The organism is Nonomuraea monospora (genome assembly GCF_039531895.1).
GTDB classification, from domain to species: Bacteria; Actinomycetota; Actinomycetes; order Streptosporangiales; family Streptosporangiaceae; genus Nonomuraea; species Nonomuraea monospora.
In genome coordinates this window covers 321,153-338,116 of the sequence record NZ_BAAAQX010000005.1, presented here as the reverse complement: position 1 = coordinate 338,116, position 16,964 = coordinate 321,153, and the positions used below count along the sequence as shown (strand labels likewise).

Sequence of the window (16,964 nt, the reverse complement as noted above, 5' to 3'; positions counted from 1 at the left end):
GCAGGGGTGGCGTGTCGGGCTGCGTTCTGTGCCGGGCCGTGCCGCGCTGCGCTGCGATCGCTGGGGGGCCGTGCGGTGCCGGGCAACGTGTCGCGCGGTGGTGCGGCAGGGGTGGGCGTTTGGGCGTGGCGCGCGGGTGTCGGACCGCGCGTCGGCGTAGGTTCGGTGCCGACATGAGCCGCGTGTTGGTGGGAGGGCGATGAAGGCGCGCACGGCGTTCCTGGTGCTGCTGACCGCAGGGGTGGTGGGCTCGGCCGCGTGGCTGGTGTTCTTCTCGCCCGTGCTGGGAGTGCGTTCGATAGAGATCGTGGGAAATCTCACAGTCCCCAGCGATCGCATCGAGCAACAGGCCGGCGTGGCGGACCTGCATCCTCTCGCCACCGTGAACCTCGCCGACGTGGAGACGCGCGTCCTGGCCATCAGACAGCTCGCCTCGGCCAAGGTCGACAGGATCTGGCCGGGCACACTCAAGATCGAGGTGGTCGAGCGCCAGCCGGTCGCCGCCGTGCCGGCGGGCGACAAGGTGGCGATTGTCGACGGGCAGGGCGTGGTGATCGAGGTGAAGGCGGCGGCCCCGCCGATGCTGCCGCTGCTGAAGGTGGACCGCCCGCAGCAGGGCGACCCCACCATGATGGCGGCGCTCAAGGTCATTCAGGCGGTGCCGGACGAGGTGGCGGCCAAGGTGCGGCAGGTGCGGGCGGGCACGGCCGAGGGTGTGACGCTGGTGTTGTCGGACGGCCGTACGGTCATCTGGGGCGGCCCCGACCGTCCCGAGGAGAAGGGCCGCATCCTGAGCTCGCTGCTCAGGAACGAAAGGTCGGTCACCCTCTACGACGTCAGTTCGCCCGACGTGGTGACGCTGAAGTGATCGTGATCGTCAGGGTCTGGCAACTCAGCGGCAAGGGCATCGCCGAGCCTGTGCGAGGCGGGGGCCGCGGCGTGAGAGCCTGTAGACCGGACTTTCGGCGAAGGAGGGCCGCCACCAGGCGTGACTGCGGAGCGAAACGGACAGCCCGCGACACGCCGGACGTGCTTGCGGCGCGGTTAGTTGACCCGCCTGGAGCGTAACTCCTACTGTCCGTATCAATCCTCAGGTTGACATAAATCTAAATCTCAACCTGAGGTTGAGAGTTACCCGAACTGACAAAAAGCGGAGACAATCCGCACCGAAATGGCAAGTCAACGAGCGGAAAGGCCCCTCGTCGTGGCAGCACCGCAGAACTACCTCGCGGTCATCAAGGTCGTCGGCATCGGCGGCGGCGGAGTCAACGCCGTCAACCGGATGATCGAAGAGGGACTCAAGGGCGTCGAGTTCATCGCGATAAACACCGACGCCCAGGCGCTGCTGATGAGTGACGCCGATGTGAAACTCGACGTGGGCCGCGAGCTCACGCGCGGACTGGGCGCGGGCGCCAACCCCGATGTCGGCCGGAAGGCGGCCGAGGACCACCGTGAGGAGATCGAGGAGGTCCTCAAGGGGGCCGACATGGTCTTCGTCACGGCGGGCGAGGGTGGCGGCACGGGCACGGGCGGCGCCCCCGTCGTGGCGAACATCGCCAGATCGCTCGGCGCGCTCACCATCGGTGTCGTGACCCGGCCGTTCAGCTTTGAGGGACGGCGCAGGGCCTCGCAGGCCGAAGCCGGCATCGAGACGCTGCGCGACGAGGTCGACACCCTCATCGTGATCCCCAACGACCGGCTGCTGTCGATCTCGGACCGGCAGGTGAGCGTCCTCGACGCGTTCAAGGCCGCCGACCAGGTGCTGCTGTCGGGTGTCCAGGGCATCACCGACCTCATCACCACCCCCGGTCTGATCAACCTCGACTTCGCGGACGTGAAGTCGGTCATGTCGGGCGCCGGGTCGGCCCTCATGGGCATCGGCCACGCGCGCGGCGACGACCGGTCGGTGGCGGCGGCGGAGATGGCGGTCTCCAGCCCGCTGCTGGAGGCCAGCATCGACGGCGCGCACGGCGTGCTGCTGTCGATCGCCGGCGGCTCCGACCTCGGCCTGTTCGAGATCAACGAGGCGGCCCAGCTCGTCTCCATGGCCGCCGCGCCCGACGCGAACATCATCTTCGGCACGGTCATCGACGACGCCCTCGGCGACGAGGTGCGGGTGACCGTGATCGCGGCCGGGTTCGACGACGTACCTGGACCGGCGGAGAAGCAGGCGCCGCGTCCGGTGGGCCGCGCGCCCGCGCAGCCCGCGCCGGCGGCTCCTGTGTCGCCTCCGCGGCCGAGCGCCGCCGCCCCGAGCATCAAGTCGGAGGCGCCCGCGCCACGCCCTGAGGTACGCCCTGAGCCCCGTCCCGAGCCGCGTGCGGAGTTCAGGGCCGAGCCGCGGCCCGAGCCTCGTCCTGAGCCGCGTGCGGAGTTCAGGCCCGAGCCGCCACGCCCCGAGCCGGTGCGCCCGGTCGAGCCGGTGCGGGAGGTGCCGAGGGAGCCGGTCAGGGAGCCGATGCGCGACGCGCTGCGCGACTCAGGGGACGACCAGGCCGACGAGCCGTCCGGCCCCGTCTCGATCCCACGGCCCGCGCCCGAGCCAGCCAACCCGCCCACGCCCATCACCTCCCGCATGTCGGAGCCGCCCAAACGTCCTCGCGTGATCTTCGAGGAGCAGGAAGAGGAACTCGACGTTCCCGACTTCCTCAAATAGCCGTCAAGTAGCCGCGCCTGACGCCGCTCCCCACAGGGACAACGGGAGCGGCGCCGTCGTGCGTACGGACGTGAGGCGCGGACGAGGTGCGGGCGCGGACAGTCGTGGTGAGCGCGGGCAGCCGGAGTGAGGGGGAGAGGCACGTGAGAAGGGACGAGATCGCGGCCGGTCTCGCCGAGGTCGACGCGCGCATCACCGACGCGTGCCACGCTGTGGGGCGCGACCGGGGCGAGGTCACGCTGATCGCCGTCACCAAGACGCGGCCCGCCGAGGACGTGCGCATCCTGGCAGGGCTGGGCGTGCGCGACGTCGGCGAGAACCGCGACCAGGAGGCCGCCCCCAAGGCGCAGGAGCTCGCCGACCTTCCGCTGACCTGGCACTTCGTCGGCCAGTTGCAGACCAACAAGGTCCGCTCCGTGGTCGGGTACGCCGACGTGATCCACTCCGTCGACCGCGTCAGGCTGGTGGAGGCGATCAGCAAGGAGGCCGTGCGCCAGGGCCGCAGGGTCGGCTGCCTGGTACAGATCGCGCTGGACGACGACCCCGCCAGGGGCGGCGTGCGCCCCGCCGGCCTGCTGGAGCTCGCCGACGAGGTGGCTCTGGCCGAGGGCGTGTGGCTGGGCGGCGTCATGGCGGTCGCGCCGCTGGGGGAGGAGCCGGCCAAGGCGTTCGCCCGGCTGCGTGACGTGGCCGTACGCCTTCAGGAACAGCATCCCCGCGCCACGATGGTCTCGGCGGGGATGAGCGAGGACCTCGCCGAGGCCGTCGCGTACGGCGCGACACACGTGCGGATCGGTACGGCGTTGCTCGGTCGTCGCAAGCCCTTCGTCAGGTAATGTCCCCTCAAGTGGGTCTTCAGGCCCATGACCAAGTAGAGGTCGATCAGCGGTGAGCTCCAAGGGGGTACGGCTACCGCCTCGGACACGGCGACGGGCCCGAGCGAGTGCGACCATGAGCAGGAGGACGACGTAGCGATGGCCGGCGCGATGCGCAAGATGGCGGTCTACCTCGGTCTCGTGGAGGACGACCGCTACGAGAGGTACGAGGCCTACACCGACGACTACACCTACGACGACGAGGTGCAGCGGCCCGGCGAGGAGCGTGCCGTGGCGGTCCAGGAGCGCGAGGACGAGCCCGACTCCGGGGCTCCCGCACCGCGGCCCACCACGACGATCCTGGAACGCCGCACGACCGATCTGGCCCGCATCACGACCCTGCACCCCCGCACGTACAACGAGGCCCGAACCATCGGAGAGCACTTCCGCGACGGCACCCCGGTCATCATGAACCTGACCGAGATGGTTGACAGTGACGCGAAGCGGCTCGTTGATTTCGCGGCAGGTCTGGTCTTTGGCCTACATGGCAGCATTGAACGTGTTACCAACAAGGTGTTCCTGTTGTCCCCTGCCAATGTCGAGGTGACTGCCGAGGACAAGGCTCGAATCGCGGAACGCGGGTTCTTCAACCAGAGTTAGAGTCTCTGTATGCCTATCGGACCCAACCCGGTCTCACCGAGGCCGGGAGGGCACATCGGAAGTGGAGGCGCGGCCGGGCCGTGGAGATCATCGGTGGGATCTTGGTCGTTGTCCTGTCTCTGTATTTGGTGCTGCTCATCGGCAGGATGATCTTTGAGACGGTGCAGGCGTTCGCCCGTCAGTGGCGGCCTTCCGGCGTCGTCCTGGTGCTGGCGGAGGCCACATACACCGCAACTGACCCACCCCTCAAGTTCCTCCGCCGTTTCATTCCTCCGCTCCGGTTGGGTACGGTGGCCTTTGACCTAAGCTTCACTGTCCTGTTCATCGTGGTTCTGATCTTGATTCAGATCGCCGGTTCCCTCGGCGGGCGATGAACGAGCCGGTGAGGCTCCGGTCGTGATCCAACTCGTGTCCGCGCTGAGGTGATTCGGGTAACCGTCCTCCGGACAGACTCCAAGCGCGCCAAGGAGACCAAAAAATGCCGCTGACGCCCGCTGATGTGCGGAACAAGCAGTTCAGTACCACCCGGCTCCGGCCGGGCTACGACGAGGAAGAGGTCGACGCCTTCCTCGACGAGGTGGAAGCTGAGCTCGACCGCCTGATCCAAGAGAACGAGGAGCTCCGCGCCAAGCTGGCCGAGTGCCTGCGTGGGAAGGTGCCGGGCGGCATGAACATGCCCATGGCCTCCGCCCCGGTCCAGGAGCAGCCCAAGCCCGAGATGATGGCGCCGCCGCAGCCGGAGCCCATGCGGGCCCCCGAGCCGCCGCCGATGCAGCAGCAGCCGCCGGTCCCCGTGGCGATGAGCATGCCTCCCGCCGAGGACAACATGGACACCGCGGCCCGCGTGCTCGCCCTCGCCCAGCAGACCGCCGACCAGGCGATCTCCGACGCCCGCCGGGAGGCGGACGAGACGGTGACCCGCGCCCGGCGCGAGGCCGACGAGATCCTCACCAAGGCCCGCCGCCAGGCCGAGCAGGTCATCGGCGACGCCCGCGCCCGCGCCGAGACGCTCGAGCGTGACGCCCAGGAGCGGCACCGCCAGGCCATGGGCTCGCTGGTGCAGACCCGCGACGAGCTCGAGCGCAAGGTCGAGGAGCTGCGCAGCTTCGAGCGCGAGTACCGCAGCAGGCTCAAGCTCTACCTGGAGAACCAGCTCGCCGAGCTGAACGTCTCCGCCGAGGGCAGCGGCGGGTTCCCCGTCATGTCCGGCGGCCCGCAGGGTCAGGCTCCCGCCATGTCGCACGCCGTGCCTCAGGGTGGCCAGCAGCCTCTCCCCGGTGGTCCGAGCCCGTTCGGCGGCGAGGCTCCGCAGGGCGCCTTCCCCGGCGGTGACGGTCCGCACAACGACCGCCGGTAGAGTAAGGGGTCACTAGGACCTGTCACTCGAAAGAGCCCCCTGTGATCCTTATCAGTGCTGGTTTGGTGCTCGCGGCAGTGGTTCTGCTGATCGCGGGCTTCGTACTGGCGAAGCCGTTCCTGATCATGTGGTCCATCGTGGTCAGCGTGCTGTCCGCGCTGTTCCTGGTGATCGGGGCTTTCCTGCGGCGGAACGAGCTTTTTCCCGGAGGTGGGCAGGCCGCTGCGCCGGCCACCCCCCCGAAGGGGCTCATGCCGTCCGCGCCGCCGTACAACCAGACCGGTCCGATGGTTCACCAGCAGCACACGCCGCCGCGGCCGCAACCCCAGGCGCCTCCCCACGCGCCCCAGCGGACGGCGGCGACCGCACCGGCCCCCGTGCCGCGCCGGCCCGCGCCGACCGGCATCTCGCCGGATGCGATCGTGCTGGTGATCCCCGGGCGCAAGCGGTACCACGTGCCCGGCTGCAGGCAGCTGATCGGCCGGGATCACGAGGAGCTCACCTACGAGGAGGCGCGCGAGGAGGGCTTCACGCCCTGCACCACGTGCCTGCCGGACGCAGCGCTCGGCGGACGGCAACTGCCGCCTGCCGCCGACCCCGAGCCCGCCGTCACCCCAGGCGCCGTCACCTCGGGCACCACCACCTCGGGCACCACCTCGGGCACCGCTCCCGCCGCTGACGTTCCCGCGGCGAGCCGGGCCGAGAGCTCCGCGGAGACCCGCGACGTACGCCCGCCGGTCGCCCCGCCGAAGCCCGACACGAAGGCTTCCACCCCCAGCCCGGAGCCTGCCGCCTCCCACGAGGAGGAAGGCGCCACCGGGTGGTTCGGCCGCCCCCCTGCCGCCGCTCCAGGCCAGGGCAAGGCCCCCTCCTCCGCCGCCCCCGAGCCCGGCTCGGGCGATGAGCAGGCGGACGAGACACAGACTTCCTTCTTCCGGCCGCCGCCGTTCGCGCGCAAGGCCGGGCCCTCCTCCGGCGAGTCCGAAGAGACGGAGACTTCGCCGGGCAACGGCAGGCCCCCGGGCAAGACCTCGCGGCCTGAGGCCGTCAGTCCGGGGCAGGCCAACGGTACGTCCGAGCGGGCCGGGCGGCCGGACGGCGGTGCGGGTCCGGCGGGTGGCAAGCCCGGTCCGGCGGGCGCGAGGCCCGGTCAGTCGGGCGGTAGGCCCGGTCAGTCGGGTGATAGGCCGGGTCAGTCGGGTGGTAGGCCGCCTGGTCAGACGGCTGCCTCGCCTGAGCAGGCCGGTGGTGAGCCGGGGCAGAGCGGGGCCAAGCCGCCGCAGACGGGTGGCAGGCCGCCGACACCCGACGCCAAGCCGTCGGTTGCTGGTGGAAAGCCGCAGACGCCTGGTGACAAGGCACCGGCTCCTGGTGGAAAGCCGCAGACGCCCGGTGAGAAGGCCCCGGGGTCGGGTGGCAAGCCTCAGGCCACGAGCGGTGAGTCGCCGACCCCGGGTGGCAAGCCTCAGGGCCCGGGTGGTAAGTCTCAGACCTCTGGTGGTCGGCCTGGGCCGGTTGCGGGTGCGGCCGGGAGGCGGGGCGGGGATGACGACGTGTCGGATCCCGACACGGCGCCGCAGCCTCGGGTGAACGCGGCCGGGATGCCGGTCGAGCCGTCGGGCGGTACGGGCGGCAAGCGTCCTTCCGAGGAGCCGCCGTCCGGGGAGACCGTGGTGCTGCACGAGCGGCCCGCGTCCTCGGCCGAGTCGACGGCCAAGCCCAAGGGGCCGCTGCCTCCGGGCGCTCCGGCCAAGCCGTCGGCCGCCAAGCCCGGTGCCGCGCCGGCGAAGAGCACGTCCGAGCGTCCGCCCGCGCCCACGGGCGGGGTGGCCAAGGGCGAGCCGCCCAAGGGCAAGGAGAGCGCTGATAAGTCTGGTGAGGAGCCGGGCAAGAAGGGCGAGCGGCAGGGGACGGTGAAGGTCATCGTCGGCACCCGCCGCTACCACAGCACCGCCTGCCCGCTGATTCGGGGCGCCGGCGAGACCGGGGTGGAGACGATGACGCTTGCTGCGGCTGAGGCGGCAGGGCTGACGAGCTGCTCGGTGTGCCAGCACGACCGCGAGACGGTGGGCTGAACACCGCCTGAATCGGCCCCCGAGATGGTCGGCGTCGTCGCCGGTTGGCTCGCGAGGTGGTCGTGGCTGAGCGCCGCCGCGGAATGGCCGGCGAGGCCGCTGCGGCTGGCGTCGGCGACTGGCCTGCGGGACGGTCGGTTGAGCGTTGGTGACGGCGTCGCGCGGGTGTGCTTCGGTGTGGGCGGAGTGCGGGCCTCGCTGTTCGGCGCCTTGAGCCCCGTCATACGGAGACGTCGGACGCGACGCCCCTGGGGAGCCAGCGGAGGCTCTCGCGGAGAGTGGATGAGCGGCCGGCGAGTTCGCGTTCAACACCGTCCCGGTTTTCCCGGAAGTGCTGCCAGCCCTCGTAGTGGACGGGCAGGACGGTGCGTGGCTTGATCGCCTCGTGCAGGCGGACTGCCTGGCGGGCGGTCATCGTGTAGCGCAGTGGGCCGGTGATCGGGAAGCCGACGCCGCCCAGGTGGAGCAGGACCGTGCCCGGACGGAGCGCGGCGGCGGCGCGGCGGAGCGCGCGGTGATAGACGGTGTCCCCGGTGATCCAGAGGGGGCCGTGTTCCTGGCCGGGCCAGGTGAGGGAGAAGCCGGTGACCTCGCCGACGATGGGTCTGCTGAGCGGGGGGCCGTGTCGGCAGGGGGTGGCGGTGATGTCGATGGGCGGGCGGCCGGGGGCCTCCAGGCGGGTGGAGTGGCCTGGTCGCAGGCCGCGAGCCGGGTGGGGCAGGGTGCGGGCGCCGGAGAGGGTGGTCACGATCGTGCCGGCGGTGGGCAGCAGGGCGCGGCCGGCGTCGTCGAGGTTGTCGCCGTGGTGGACGTGGGTGAGGAGGACGGCGTCGATGGCGGGCAGGGCGGTGGCGTCCAGGGCGGGGGCGGTCAGTTTGCGGGAGGAGGTGCCCCAGCCGAAGGAGTAGGTACGGCCGGGGGGATCGAAGGTCGGGTCGGTGAGCAGCCGCCAGCCGCCGAACTCGATGAGGACCGTGGGGCCGCCGATGTGGGTGAGGCTGACTTTCGTCATGGGGTCAGCGCCAGTAGCCGTTGGCGGCGGCGATGGTGGCGAACTCCAGCGCCACCACCTGGGCGGCGGCGATCAGGCCCGTGGGGTCGCCGGCGTATCGGGCCCGTCCGGCGTGCAGGGTTTCCAGGTCGGGCTGGATGTTGTGCACGGTGTGGCGGGCGAGGGTGATGGCGAGGGCGCGTCCCTCGTCCGGGGTGGCGGTGATGAGGGTGCCGCCGGGGATCAGGACCATGCCTTCGTCGGGAACGCGGGTCATGTGGGGGTCGGCCTTTCGATCGGGGAGCTTGTCGGTCTGTCGGCTCTTTCAGGGGAGACCTTCGGTCTGTCGGCTCTTTGAGGGGAGACCTTCGGTCTGTCGGTCCCTTCGAGGGAGAGCACCCATGTCCGTCGGCTCTCATGAGGGGGAGCTTCCGGTCCGTCGGCTCTCCCAGGGGAACTTTCGGTTCTCAGCGGGGATGGGTGCTTCGGCGGCCCGGAGGCGGCGGGCGTTCCTGGGGAGTGGCGCCGCCCCGCACGCGGCGGCCCCGTCCGCCCGGCGCAGGTTCACCTCGGTCATGAGACGGCCCTCCGGGGCCGGCTTCCGGAAGCGTCGCGCCCGGAAGCCGGCCCCCGACGTCAGGAGTGGTCCAGAGCCCAGGCGAGGGCGTGGTCGGCGATCTCTTCCCAGCCGTCCTGCGCCGGCATCAGGTGGGAGCGGCCGGCGTACTCGACCACCTCGGTGATCGTCTTCGGCGACTTGTAGTGCGCCGCGTTGGAGCGCTGAATCTTGGGCGGCATGAGGTTGTCGTTCTCGCCGGCGACGAACAGCAGCGGCCTGCGGGCGTCGTTGTGGTAGTCGACCCAGTTGTCGTCCCTGCCCGGATGGATGTTGGCCAGGGCGCTGCCCCAGAAGATGTTCCCCGAGGCGGGGATGTGGTAGCGCTCGTAGGTGGCGCGGGCCTGATCCTCGGGGAAGGTGTTGGTGAAGGCGTAGCGCCAGTGCTCGTAGTCCAGGCCGACCGCGCGGTGGCGGTTGGCGGGGTTCTTGAGTACGGGGAAGGTGGCCTTGAGCTGCGACAGCGGGATGATCTTCACTCCCTCGGTGGGAGCGGAGTTGATGGCCACCCCCGCGGCGCCGTAGCCGTGGTCGAGCAGGATCTGGGTGAAGACGCCCCCGGCGGAGTGGCCCATGATGATCGGCGGCTTGTCCAGGCCGCCGATGAGCGTCTCCAGGGAGGAGATGATCTGCGGGACGGTGACCCGCTCGATCGGGGTGGGGTCGGCGTTGAGCGCCTCGACCTCGGCCTCGAAGCCGGGGTAGGCCGGGGCCAGGACGCGGTAGCCCTGCGCCTGGTAGCGGGCGATCCAGTGTTCCCAGCTTCGCGGGGTGACCCAGAAGCCGTGGATCAGGACGATCGTGTCGGGTTTCATGCCGGGGCTCCTCATCGGGTGGCGGAGTAGGCGGACAGGACGACCGAGGCGGCCGCGTCCGGGTGGGACATCATGACGACGTGCGAGGAACGGATCTCCTTGACGGTGCTGCCGGCGCGCTTGGCCATGAAGCGCTGGGCGTCCGGCGGGATGACCTTGTCCTGGGTGGGGATCAGGTACCAGGACGGGATCGTCTTCCAGGCGGGCTCGCCGCTGCCGCCGGACAGCCCCGTCACGCTGCCCGGCCGCTGGGTGGCCGCCATGAGCCGGGTCTTGCTCGCGGGCAGGTCGGCGGCGAAGACCTCGCGGAACTTCTCGGCCACGATGTAGCCGTCGGTCCCGCCCTTGGTGCCGTCGGGCAGCTTGTAGTCGCGGGCCAGCAGCGCGTGGCCCAGCTCGCTGCCGGGGAACTGACCGGCCAGGTTCAGCGCGCTCTCGCCCTTGTCGGGGGCGAAGGCGCCCAGGTAGACCAGGGCCTTGACGTTGTCGTGGCCGAGAGCCGCGTTGGTGATCACGATCCCGCCGTAGGAGTGGCCGACGAGGATGATCGGGCCGGTGATGGTGTCCAGGACGCTGGAGACGTAGGCGGCGTCGCCGGCCACGTCCCGGAGCGGGTTGGCGGGGGCGATCACCGGGAACCCGAGTCTCTCCAGCCGGGCGATCAGGTCGTTGAAGCCGGAGGCGTCCGCGAACGCGCCGTGCACGAGGACCACCGTGGGCTTCGCGGCGGCGGTCGCCGTGACCGTCTGGGCGGCCGAGGCGGGCACGACGGTGGTGGTCGCGCCGAGCGCGAGGGTCAGGGTGGCGACGGCGAGCGTCAGCCCGCGGCGGGTCCGGGAGCGGGCGGGAAGCTGGGGGCGGAAGGACATGCGGATCTCTCCTTGGCTGTCGTGTCGTCGTTGCAGCACGAGCTTCCGGCGTGGACCCGGGGGGACGAATCGGTCAGTTGACTGCACCTGTGGCGACACTCGCGTAAGGCGGCGCGGAGGGTGGGGCCGAGCTTGGGGAGGGCCCGATGGAGGTGGGCGCCGACGGTTCGCGACGACAGGAACGTCACTCGCCGATGCTCCGCCCGGAGGTGGTGATGGTGTGCCTGGCCGGGGACGTCCATCCGGTTCGTCTCCTCGATGCAGTCATGTGACCGATTGCTGCGCCTGCCGCCGGCGGCATGCTGGGCGGGTGCCGCGACTACAGGTGGAAAGTGACGTGAGCCTCTTCTACGAGGACGTCGGCGACGGGCCGCCCGTCGTCCTGGTGCACGGCTGGCCGCTGTCGCACCGGTTCTGGGAGGCGCAGGTCGGCGCGTTCGTCGAGGCGGGCCGCCGGGTGGTGGCCTACGACCGGCGCGGCTTCGGACGTTCGGACAAGCCCTGGACCGGCTACGACCACGCCACCTTCACCCGCGACCTGGCCGCCCTCGTGGCCGGGCTCGGGCTGAAGGGGGCGGCGCTGGTGGCCTTCGCCACCGGGTGCGCCGAGGCGATCAGCTACGCGGCGGCGTCGGACCGGGTGTCGCGGCTGGTGCTGGGCAGCCCGGTGGTGTATCCGGACCCCCTCGCGGCGGAGTTCCGGGCGGCCGTGCGGGGGCATCGCATCCACCTGCTCGACGACGTCCTGCTGAGGTTCGTCGCGGTGCACGGGCACAGCGCCCTGGACGAGCAGACGCGCCTGTACCTGCTGAGGCTGGCCGCGGACGCCTCGCCCAAGGCCACCGCCGACTGCCTGGCCGCCTGGGAGAGCGCCGGCCCCGGCCGCGACCTGGCCCGGCTGAGCCTGCCCACCCTGGTCGTCCAGGGCGAGCAGGACGCGTTCGTGCCGCTGGAGTACAGCGGGCTGCGTGTCGCCCGCGCCGTCGCCGACAGCATCCTCATCACCCTCCCTGACGCGCCGCACGCGGCGCCGCTCACCCACCACGAGCAGTGGAGCCGGATCGTGCTCGACTTCCTGACCTGAGGCGACGATATCCCGCGCCGGACGGCTGAGGCATCCGTCAGGCGACGTACGCGGCCGGCCCGAGTGCGTCGCGGGCAGTGCGGGTTGACGCCCGGGGCGGGTTGACGCCCGGGGCGGCGGTCGGTAACGTCCCCCACCCCTGGCGACGCTTCCGGAGCCGCGGGTGGGGCTGACACCCACCGGCTCCACGGAGGCTCCTCAGATGTCATCCGGTTCGCCGTCCCGGCGGCGCGACTTCCGGCTGCTCCTGCTCGGGCAGACCACCACCCAGCTCGGCACGCAGGTCAGCGGCGTGGCCATCCCGCTGCTGGCCGTCGTCACCCTCGACGCCACCCCTCTGCAACTCGGCCTCGTCACGGCCGCGGGGACGATCGCGTTCGCGCTGATCGGCCTGCCCGCGGGCGCGTGGATCGACCGGTGGCGCAGACGTCCCGTGCTGGTGGCGGCGGATCTGGCACGGGCGCTGCTCCTGGCCACGGTCCCGCTGGCCGCGCTGCTCGGGACGCTCACCATCGCGCAGCTCGTCGTCGTCTCGTTGCTGGCGGGCGTCGCCAGGGTGTTCTTCGACGTCGGCTACCAGAGCTACCTCCCGTCCGTCGTCGGACGGGGCGGCCTGCTCGCGGGCAACTCGGCGATGGAGAGCGTGCGCGCCTGCGGTCAGGTGGCGGGGCCTGGCATCGGCGGCTGGGCCGTGTCCGTGCTGGGCGCCGCGAACGTCGTCCTCGTCCAGGCCGTCACGTTCGCCGTCTCGGCCGTGTCGCTGCTGGCCGTCAGGGCGCCCGAGCCGCCACCGGCGCCACAGGCCGCCCACCTGGTCAGGGAGATCGGGGAGGGGCTGGCGTTCGTCGTCAGGACGAGGGTGCTGCGCGCGACGGCGATCACCAGCGCCGCCGGGAACTTCGCCTTCGCGATCGCCTCCGCGGCGAGCTTCCCCTTCATGATCCATACGCTCGGCCTCACGCCCGCCGGGCTCGGCCTCGTGCTCGGCGCCGGCTCGCTGGCCGCCATGGCCGGCGCGGCGCTCACCCCGCTGCTGGCCCGCCGCGCGGGCTCGGCCAGGATCATCTGGCTGTCCCTCGCGGTGACGGGCCCCCTCGGGTTGCTGTGCCCGCTGGCGCAGCCCGGCTGGGCGGTGGCGCTGTTCGTGATCGGCACGGCGGCGGGCGAGCTGGGCCAGATCGTGTACGCGATCACGAACGTGAGCCTGCGCCAGCACCTGTGCCCCGAGCGCCTGCTCGGCCGGGTCAACGCCACCATGCGCTTCCTCATGATGGGCCTGTTCCCTCTGGGCGCCCTGCTGGGAGGGGTGATCGGCGAGGCGGCAGGCCCGCGGCAGGCGCTGTGGGCGGCCGGCGTCGTCATCGTCGTGTCGCCGCTGCCTGTGTACGCGGCCCTGCGCGGGACGCGGGACGTGACGGACGCGTGAACGAGGGGCGCACCCATGGGTGCGCCCCTCGGCGGTCAGGCGCGGCGGAGCTGGAAGGTCAGCCCGAGGTCGGCGTCCGTGTGGGACGGCAGCCCGGCTTCTGCGCCCTCCGTGATGGCGGTCGCCAGCACCTCCTCGCCCACCACGTGACCCTCGGCGCGCAGCGCAGCGGCCAGGTCGTCGGACGTGGCCGTCCACCACAGCTCGATGCGGTCGGTGATCGACAGGCCGGTCGACTTGCGGGCCTCCTGCACCAGGCGGATGACCTCGCGCAGCAGGCCGGCGCGGCGCAGCTCGTCGGTCAGCTCCAGGTCGAGCGCCACGGTCTCGCCGGTGCCTGTGCCGATGGCGCCCGTCTCGACCGCCCAGCCGGAGCGGGGCTGCTCGTTGACGATCACGTCGTCGGGGCCGAGCATGACCTCGCCCAGCTCGTCCGCCTCCACCATGACCGTGGCGCCCGAGCGCAGGACCCTGGCGACGCGGGTCGCGTCGGCGGCGGCCACGGCGGCGGCCACGAGCTTGGTCTGCGAGCCGAAGCGCTTGCCCAGGGACCGGAAGTTGGGCTTGACCGTGTAGGACACGAGGTCGGCGTCGAAGCCGGACATGTCCTCCAGGGCCTGGACGTTCAGCTCGTCGGCGACCAGGCCGCGCAGCTCGTCGGCCATCGACGGCCAGCCGTGCGCGCCCACCAGGGCCCGCCGCAGCGGCTGGCGGGTCTTCACACCCGAGGAGGCGCGGGCCGAGCGGCCCAGCTCCACCAGGCGCCGCACCAGAGCCATCTGGTCCGACAGCGCCGGGTCCAGCAGGTCTTCGCGCACCTCAGGCCAGGAGGCCAGGTGCACGGAGGTGGGCGCGTCGGCCGGGCGCAGCACGTCCCACAGGTGGTCGGTGACGAACGGCGTGATGGGCGCCATCAGCCGCAGCACCGTCTCCAGGCACTCGTACAGGGTCGCGAACGCGTCCTGCGAGCCCTGCCAGAAGCGGCGGCGCGAGCGGCGGACGTACCAGTTGGACAGGTCGTCGAGGAAGTCGGCCAGGCGGCGGCCGGCGCGCTGGGTGTCGTACTCGTCGAACGCCGCCGTGACCTCGGCCACCGTCCGGTGCAGCTCGGCCAGCGCCCAGCGGTCGAGCAGCGGGCGCTGCGCGGCCGGGGTGGCCTCGGCGAGCATGGCCGGCGACCAGGACTCGGCGTTGGCGTAGAGGGTGAAGAACGACGAGGTGTTCCAGAGTGTCAGCAGGACCTTGCGGACGATCTCCTCCAGCGTGCCGTGACCCACCCGGCGGGCCGCCCACGGCGAGCCTGAGCAGGCCATGAACCAGCGCAGCGCGTCGGCCCCGTGCTGGTCCATCAGCGGGATCGGCTCCAGGATGTTGCCCAGGTGCTTGCTCATCTTGCGGCCGTCCTCGGCCAGGATGAGGCCGAGGCAGAGCACGTTCTCGTAGGAGGACTGGCCGAAGACGAGCGTGCCGACGGCCATCAGCGAGTAGAACCAGCCGCGCGTCTGGTCGGTGGCCTCGCAGATGAACTGCGCCGGGTAGACGCCCTCGGGCTTGCCGCGCTCGCCCCACTGGGCGAACGGCATGGAGCCGGAGTCGTACCAGGCGTCGATGACGTCGGGCACGCGCGTGGCGAGCGCGCCGCACGACGGGCAGTCGAAGGAGACGTCGTCGACGTACGGGCGGTGCGGGTCGAGCGCCGAGACGTCCTGGCCGGCGAGCGCGCTCAGCTCCTCCATCGAGCCGACGCACGTCACATGCGACTCGTCCTCGGAGCACACCCACAGCGGCAGCGGCGTGCCCCAGTAGCGCGAGCGCGACAGCGACCAGTCGACGTTGCCGCGCAGCCACTCGCCGAACCGGCCCCACTTGATCGTGTCGGGGTACCAGTTGGTCTTGGAGTTCTCCGCCAGCATCTGGTCCTTGACCGCGGTGGTGCGGATGTACCAGGAGGGCAGGGCGTAGTAGAGCAGCGCCGTGTGGCAGCGCCAGCAGTGCGGGTAGCTGTGCTCGAAGTGGCCGCCCCGGTAGAGCAGGCCGCGGGCCCGCAGGTCTTCGGTCAGCTCCTCGTCGGCGTCCTTGAAGAACTTCCCGCCGACCATGGGCACGTCGTCGAGGAAGCGGCCGTCGGGGCCGATCGGGTTGACGACCGGCATCTCGTACTGCTTGATCACGGCCATGTCGTCGGCGCCGAAGGCGGGCGCCTGGTGGACCAGGCCGGTGCCGTCCTCGACCGTGACGTAGTCGCCGAGCACGACGTAGTGCGCGCCGGGGATGTCGACCAGCTCGAACGGGCGGGTGTAGGCGGTGTGCTCCAGCTCGCGGCCGGTGAAGCGGGCCACCTCGGTGGCGCCCTCGCCGAGCACCGGCAGCAGCGGCTCGGCCACGACCAGCACCTCGCCGTCAGCGGTGCGGGCCGCGACGTAGGTGACGTCGGGGTGCACGGCGACGGCCGTGTTGGAGACCAGCGTCCACGGCGTGGTGGTCCAGATGAGCAGCGCGGCGCCCAGCTCGGCCAGCGGGCCGGAGGTGACGGGCATGCGGACGTAGACCGACGGGCTGGAGACCGTCTCGTACGCGCCGGGCTGGCCCAGCTCGTGGTCGGACAGCCCGGTGCCGCAGCGCGGGCAGTAGGGCGTGATCCGGAAGTCGCGGAACAGCAGCCCCTTGTCGAAGATGACCTTCAGCGACCACCACACGGACTCGACGTAGGACGGGTCCATGGTGCGGTAGGCCTGGGACAGGTCGATCCAGTAGCCCATCCGCTCGGTCATCTGCTCGAACGCGTCGACGTGCCGCAGCACCGACTCGCGGCACTTGGCGTTGAACTCGGCGATGCCGTACGTCTCGATGTCGCGCTTGCCCGACAGGCCCAGCTCGCGCTCGACGCCCACCTCGACGGGCAGGCCGTGGCAGTCCCAGCCCGCCTTGCGTGGCACGCTGAAGCCGCGCATCGACTTGTAGCGGGGGAACAGGTCCTTGAAGACGCGCGCTTCGACGTGGTGCACGCCGGGCAGCCCGTTGGCGGTGGGCGGCCCCTCGTAGAAGACCCAGGCGGGGTTGCCCGCGTTCTGCTCCACGGAGCGCTCGAAGATCTTCCCGTCCCGCCAGCGGTCGAGGACCTCGCGCTCGAGCGCGGGCAGGTCGACCTGCGCGGGAAGAGAGCGGAATGATGGGGAAGACATCTCGGGCGGGACCTCCACGCTTGATCGGCCGGTTGGCTGGACGCGTGAAGGGACGAAGCCTGGCGGCTCCGCGGTACCACCCTTCTTGACCCCGCGGGCGGGGCCCTCTTCATTCAGTCTGCTGCCGGTTCTAATGAGCTCGGGAGAGCCGTTCTTCCGGCGGCTCCGGGGTGATATCCCTCACAGTCGGGCCCCATCAACGCCTTGCAGTCTCAAACCATAACGCAGAGTGGGGGCGGAGGCTTCCTCGTTTTCCTGGTGGCTGCATCCCGCGCCGGTACGCAAGTCGTAAACGGCGCAAAGTTGTGGGAATGGACACCCCCGGGGAGGAGTTGAATGCGCGAGGCGGGATAGTACGGGGGAGGTAAACCATCCGGCGGGTCGTTTGCCGTTCCGTTATGAGGATCCTAAGCTGCCC

At 71.3% G+C, this 16,964-nt stretch carries 14 protein-coding genes; 9 read left to right on the top strand and 5 right to left on the bottom strand.

All coding sequences use genetic code 11. The annotated features are described in order from the left end of the window. Positions 1-199: 199 nt before the first annotated feature. The 7 genes from ABD331_RS12775 to ABD331_RS12745 all read left to right on the top strand — a co-directional run bounded on the left by ABD331_RS12775 (position 200) and on the right by ABD331_RS12745 (position 7,563). Positions 200-868: a cell division protein FtsQ/DivIB gene (locus tag ABD331_RS12775; RefSeq protein WP_344473980.1), complete on the top strand. Its 669-nt coding sequence runs from the start codon at positions 200-202 to the stop codon at positions 866-868. 336 nt (positions 869-1,204) lie between these two features. After that, positions 1,205-2,656: a cell division protein FtsZ gene (gene ftsZ, locus ABD331_RS12770; protein WP_344473979.1), complete on the top strand. Its 1,452-nt coding sequence runs from the start codon at positions 1,205-1,207 to the stop codon at positions 2,654-2,656. Positions 2,657-2,799: 143 nt separating this feature from the next. Continuing rightward, complete coding sequence (locus tag ABD331_RS12765) at positions 2,800-3,492, top strand: YggS family pyridoxal phosphate-dependent enzyme (RefSeq protein WP_344473977.1); 693 nt, start codon at positions 2,800-2,802, stop codon at positions 3,490-3,492. Positions 3,493-3,630: 138 nt separating this feature from the next. Beyond that, entirely contained in the window at positions 3,631-4,131 is a 501-nt protein-coding gene (locus tag ABD331_RS12760) for a cell division protein SepF (protein ID WP_344473976.1), read from the top strand. A gap of 80 nt (positions 4,132-4,211) precedes the next feature. Continuing rightward, positions 4,212-4,505 carry a YggT family protein gene (locus ABD331_RS12755; protein WP_148434853.1) on the top strand — a complete coding sequence of 98 codons (294 nt, stop codon included), beginning with the start codon at positions 4,212-4,214 and terminating at the stop codon, positions 4,503-4,505. Between the two features lie 104 nt (positions 4,506-4,609). After that, the gene (locus tag ABD331_RS12750; RefSeq protein ID WP_148434854.1) at positions 4,610-5,488 is read left to right on the top strand and encodes a DivIVA domain-containing protein; all 879 of its coding nucleotides are present in this window, start codon (positions 4,610-4,612) and stop codon (positions 5,486-5,488) included. A 77-nt stretch (positions 5,489-5,565) separates the two neighbouring features. After that, positions 5,566-7,563 (top strand): hypothetical protein, encoded by a 1,998-nt coding sequence (locus ABD331_RS12745; protein ID WP_344473972.1) that lies wholly within the window; start codon positions 5,566-5,568, stop codon positions 7,561-7,563. Between the two features lie 220 nt (positions 7,564-7,783). On the opposite strand, the gene ABD331_RS12740 is transcribed toward ABD331_RS12745, so the two are convergent. From ABD331_RS12740 to ABD331_RS12725, 4 genes are all read right to left on the bottom strand, one after another. Further along, positions 7,784-8,575: an MBL fold metallo-hydrolase gene (locus ABD331_RS12740; protein WP_344473971.1), complete on the bottom strand. Its 792-nt coding sequence runs from the start codon at positions 8,573-8,575 to the stop codon at positions 7,784-7,786. Positions 8,576-8,579: 4 nt separating this feature from the next. Next, positions 8,580-8,831 (bottom strand): hexameric tyrosine-coordinated heme protein, encoded by a 252-nt coding sequence (locus ABD331_RS12735; protein ID WP_344473970.1) that lies wholly within the window; start codon positions 8,829-8,831, stop codon positions 8,580-8,582. Between the two features lie 359 nt (positions 8,832-9,190). Continuing rightward, a complete protein-coding gene (locus ABD331_RS12730) occupies positions 9,191-9,985 on the bottom strand; it encodes an alpha/beta hydrolase (RefSeq protein ID WP_344473968.1) in 795 nt (264 codons plus the stop codon). 11 nt (positions 9,986-9,996) lie between these two features. Beyond that, on the bottom strand, positions 9,997-10,854 hold the full coding sequence (locus ABD331_RS12725) for an alpha/beta fold hydrolase (protein WP_344473966.1): 858 nt from the start codon (positions 10,852-10,854) through the stop codon (positions 9,997-9,999). Between the two features lie 337 nt (positions 10,855-11,191). On the opposite strand from ABD331_RS12725, the gene ABD331_RS12720 reads away from it, so the two are divergent. Together ABD331_RS12720 and ABD331_RS12715 are read left to right on the top strand one after the other, a co-directional pair. Further along, a complete protein-coding gene (locus ABD331_RS12720) occupies positions 11,192-11,938 on the top strand; it encodes an alpha/beta fold hydrolase (protein WP_344473964.1) in 747 nt (248 codons plus the stop codon). 202 nt (positions 11,939-12,140) lie between these two features. Beyond that, positions 12,141-13,364 (top strand): MFS transporter, encoded by a 1,224-nt coding sequence (locus ABD331_RS12715; protein WP_344473962.1) that lies wholly within the window; start codon positions 12,141-12,143, stop codon positions 13,362-13,364. A 35-nt stretch (positions 13,365-13,399) separates the two neighbouring features. On the opposite strand, the gene ileS is transcribed toward ABD331_RS12715, so the two are convergent. Then, the gene (gene ileS, locus ABD331_RS12710) at positions 13,400-16,546 is read right to left on the bottom strand and encodes an isoleucine--tRNA ligase (protein ID WP_344473960.1); all 3,147 of its coding nucleotides are present in this window, start codon (positions 16,544-16,546) and stop codon (positions 13,400-13,402) included. Positions 16,547-16,964: the final 418 nt, after the last annotated feature.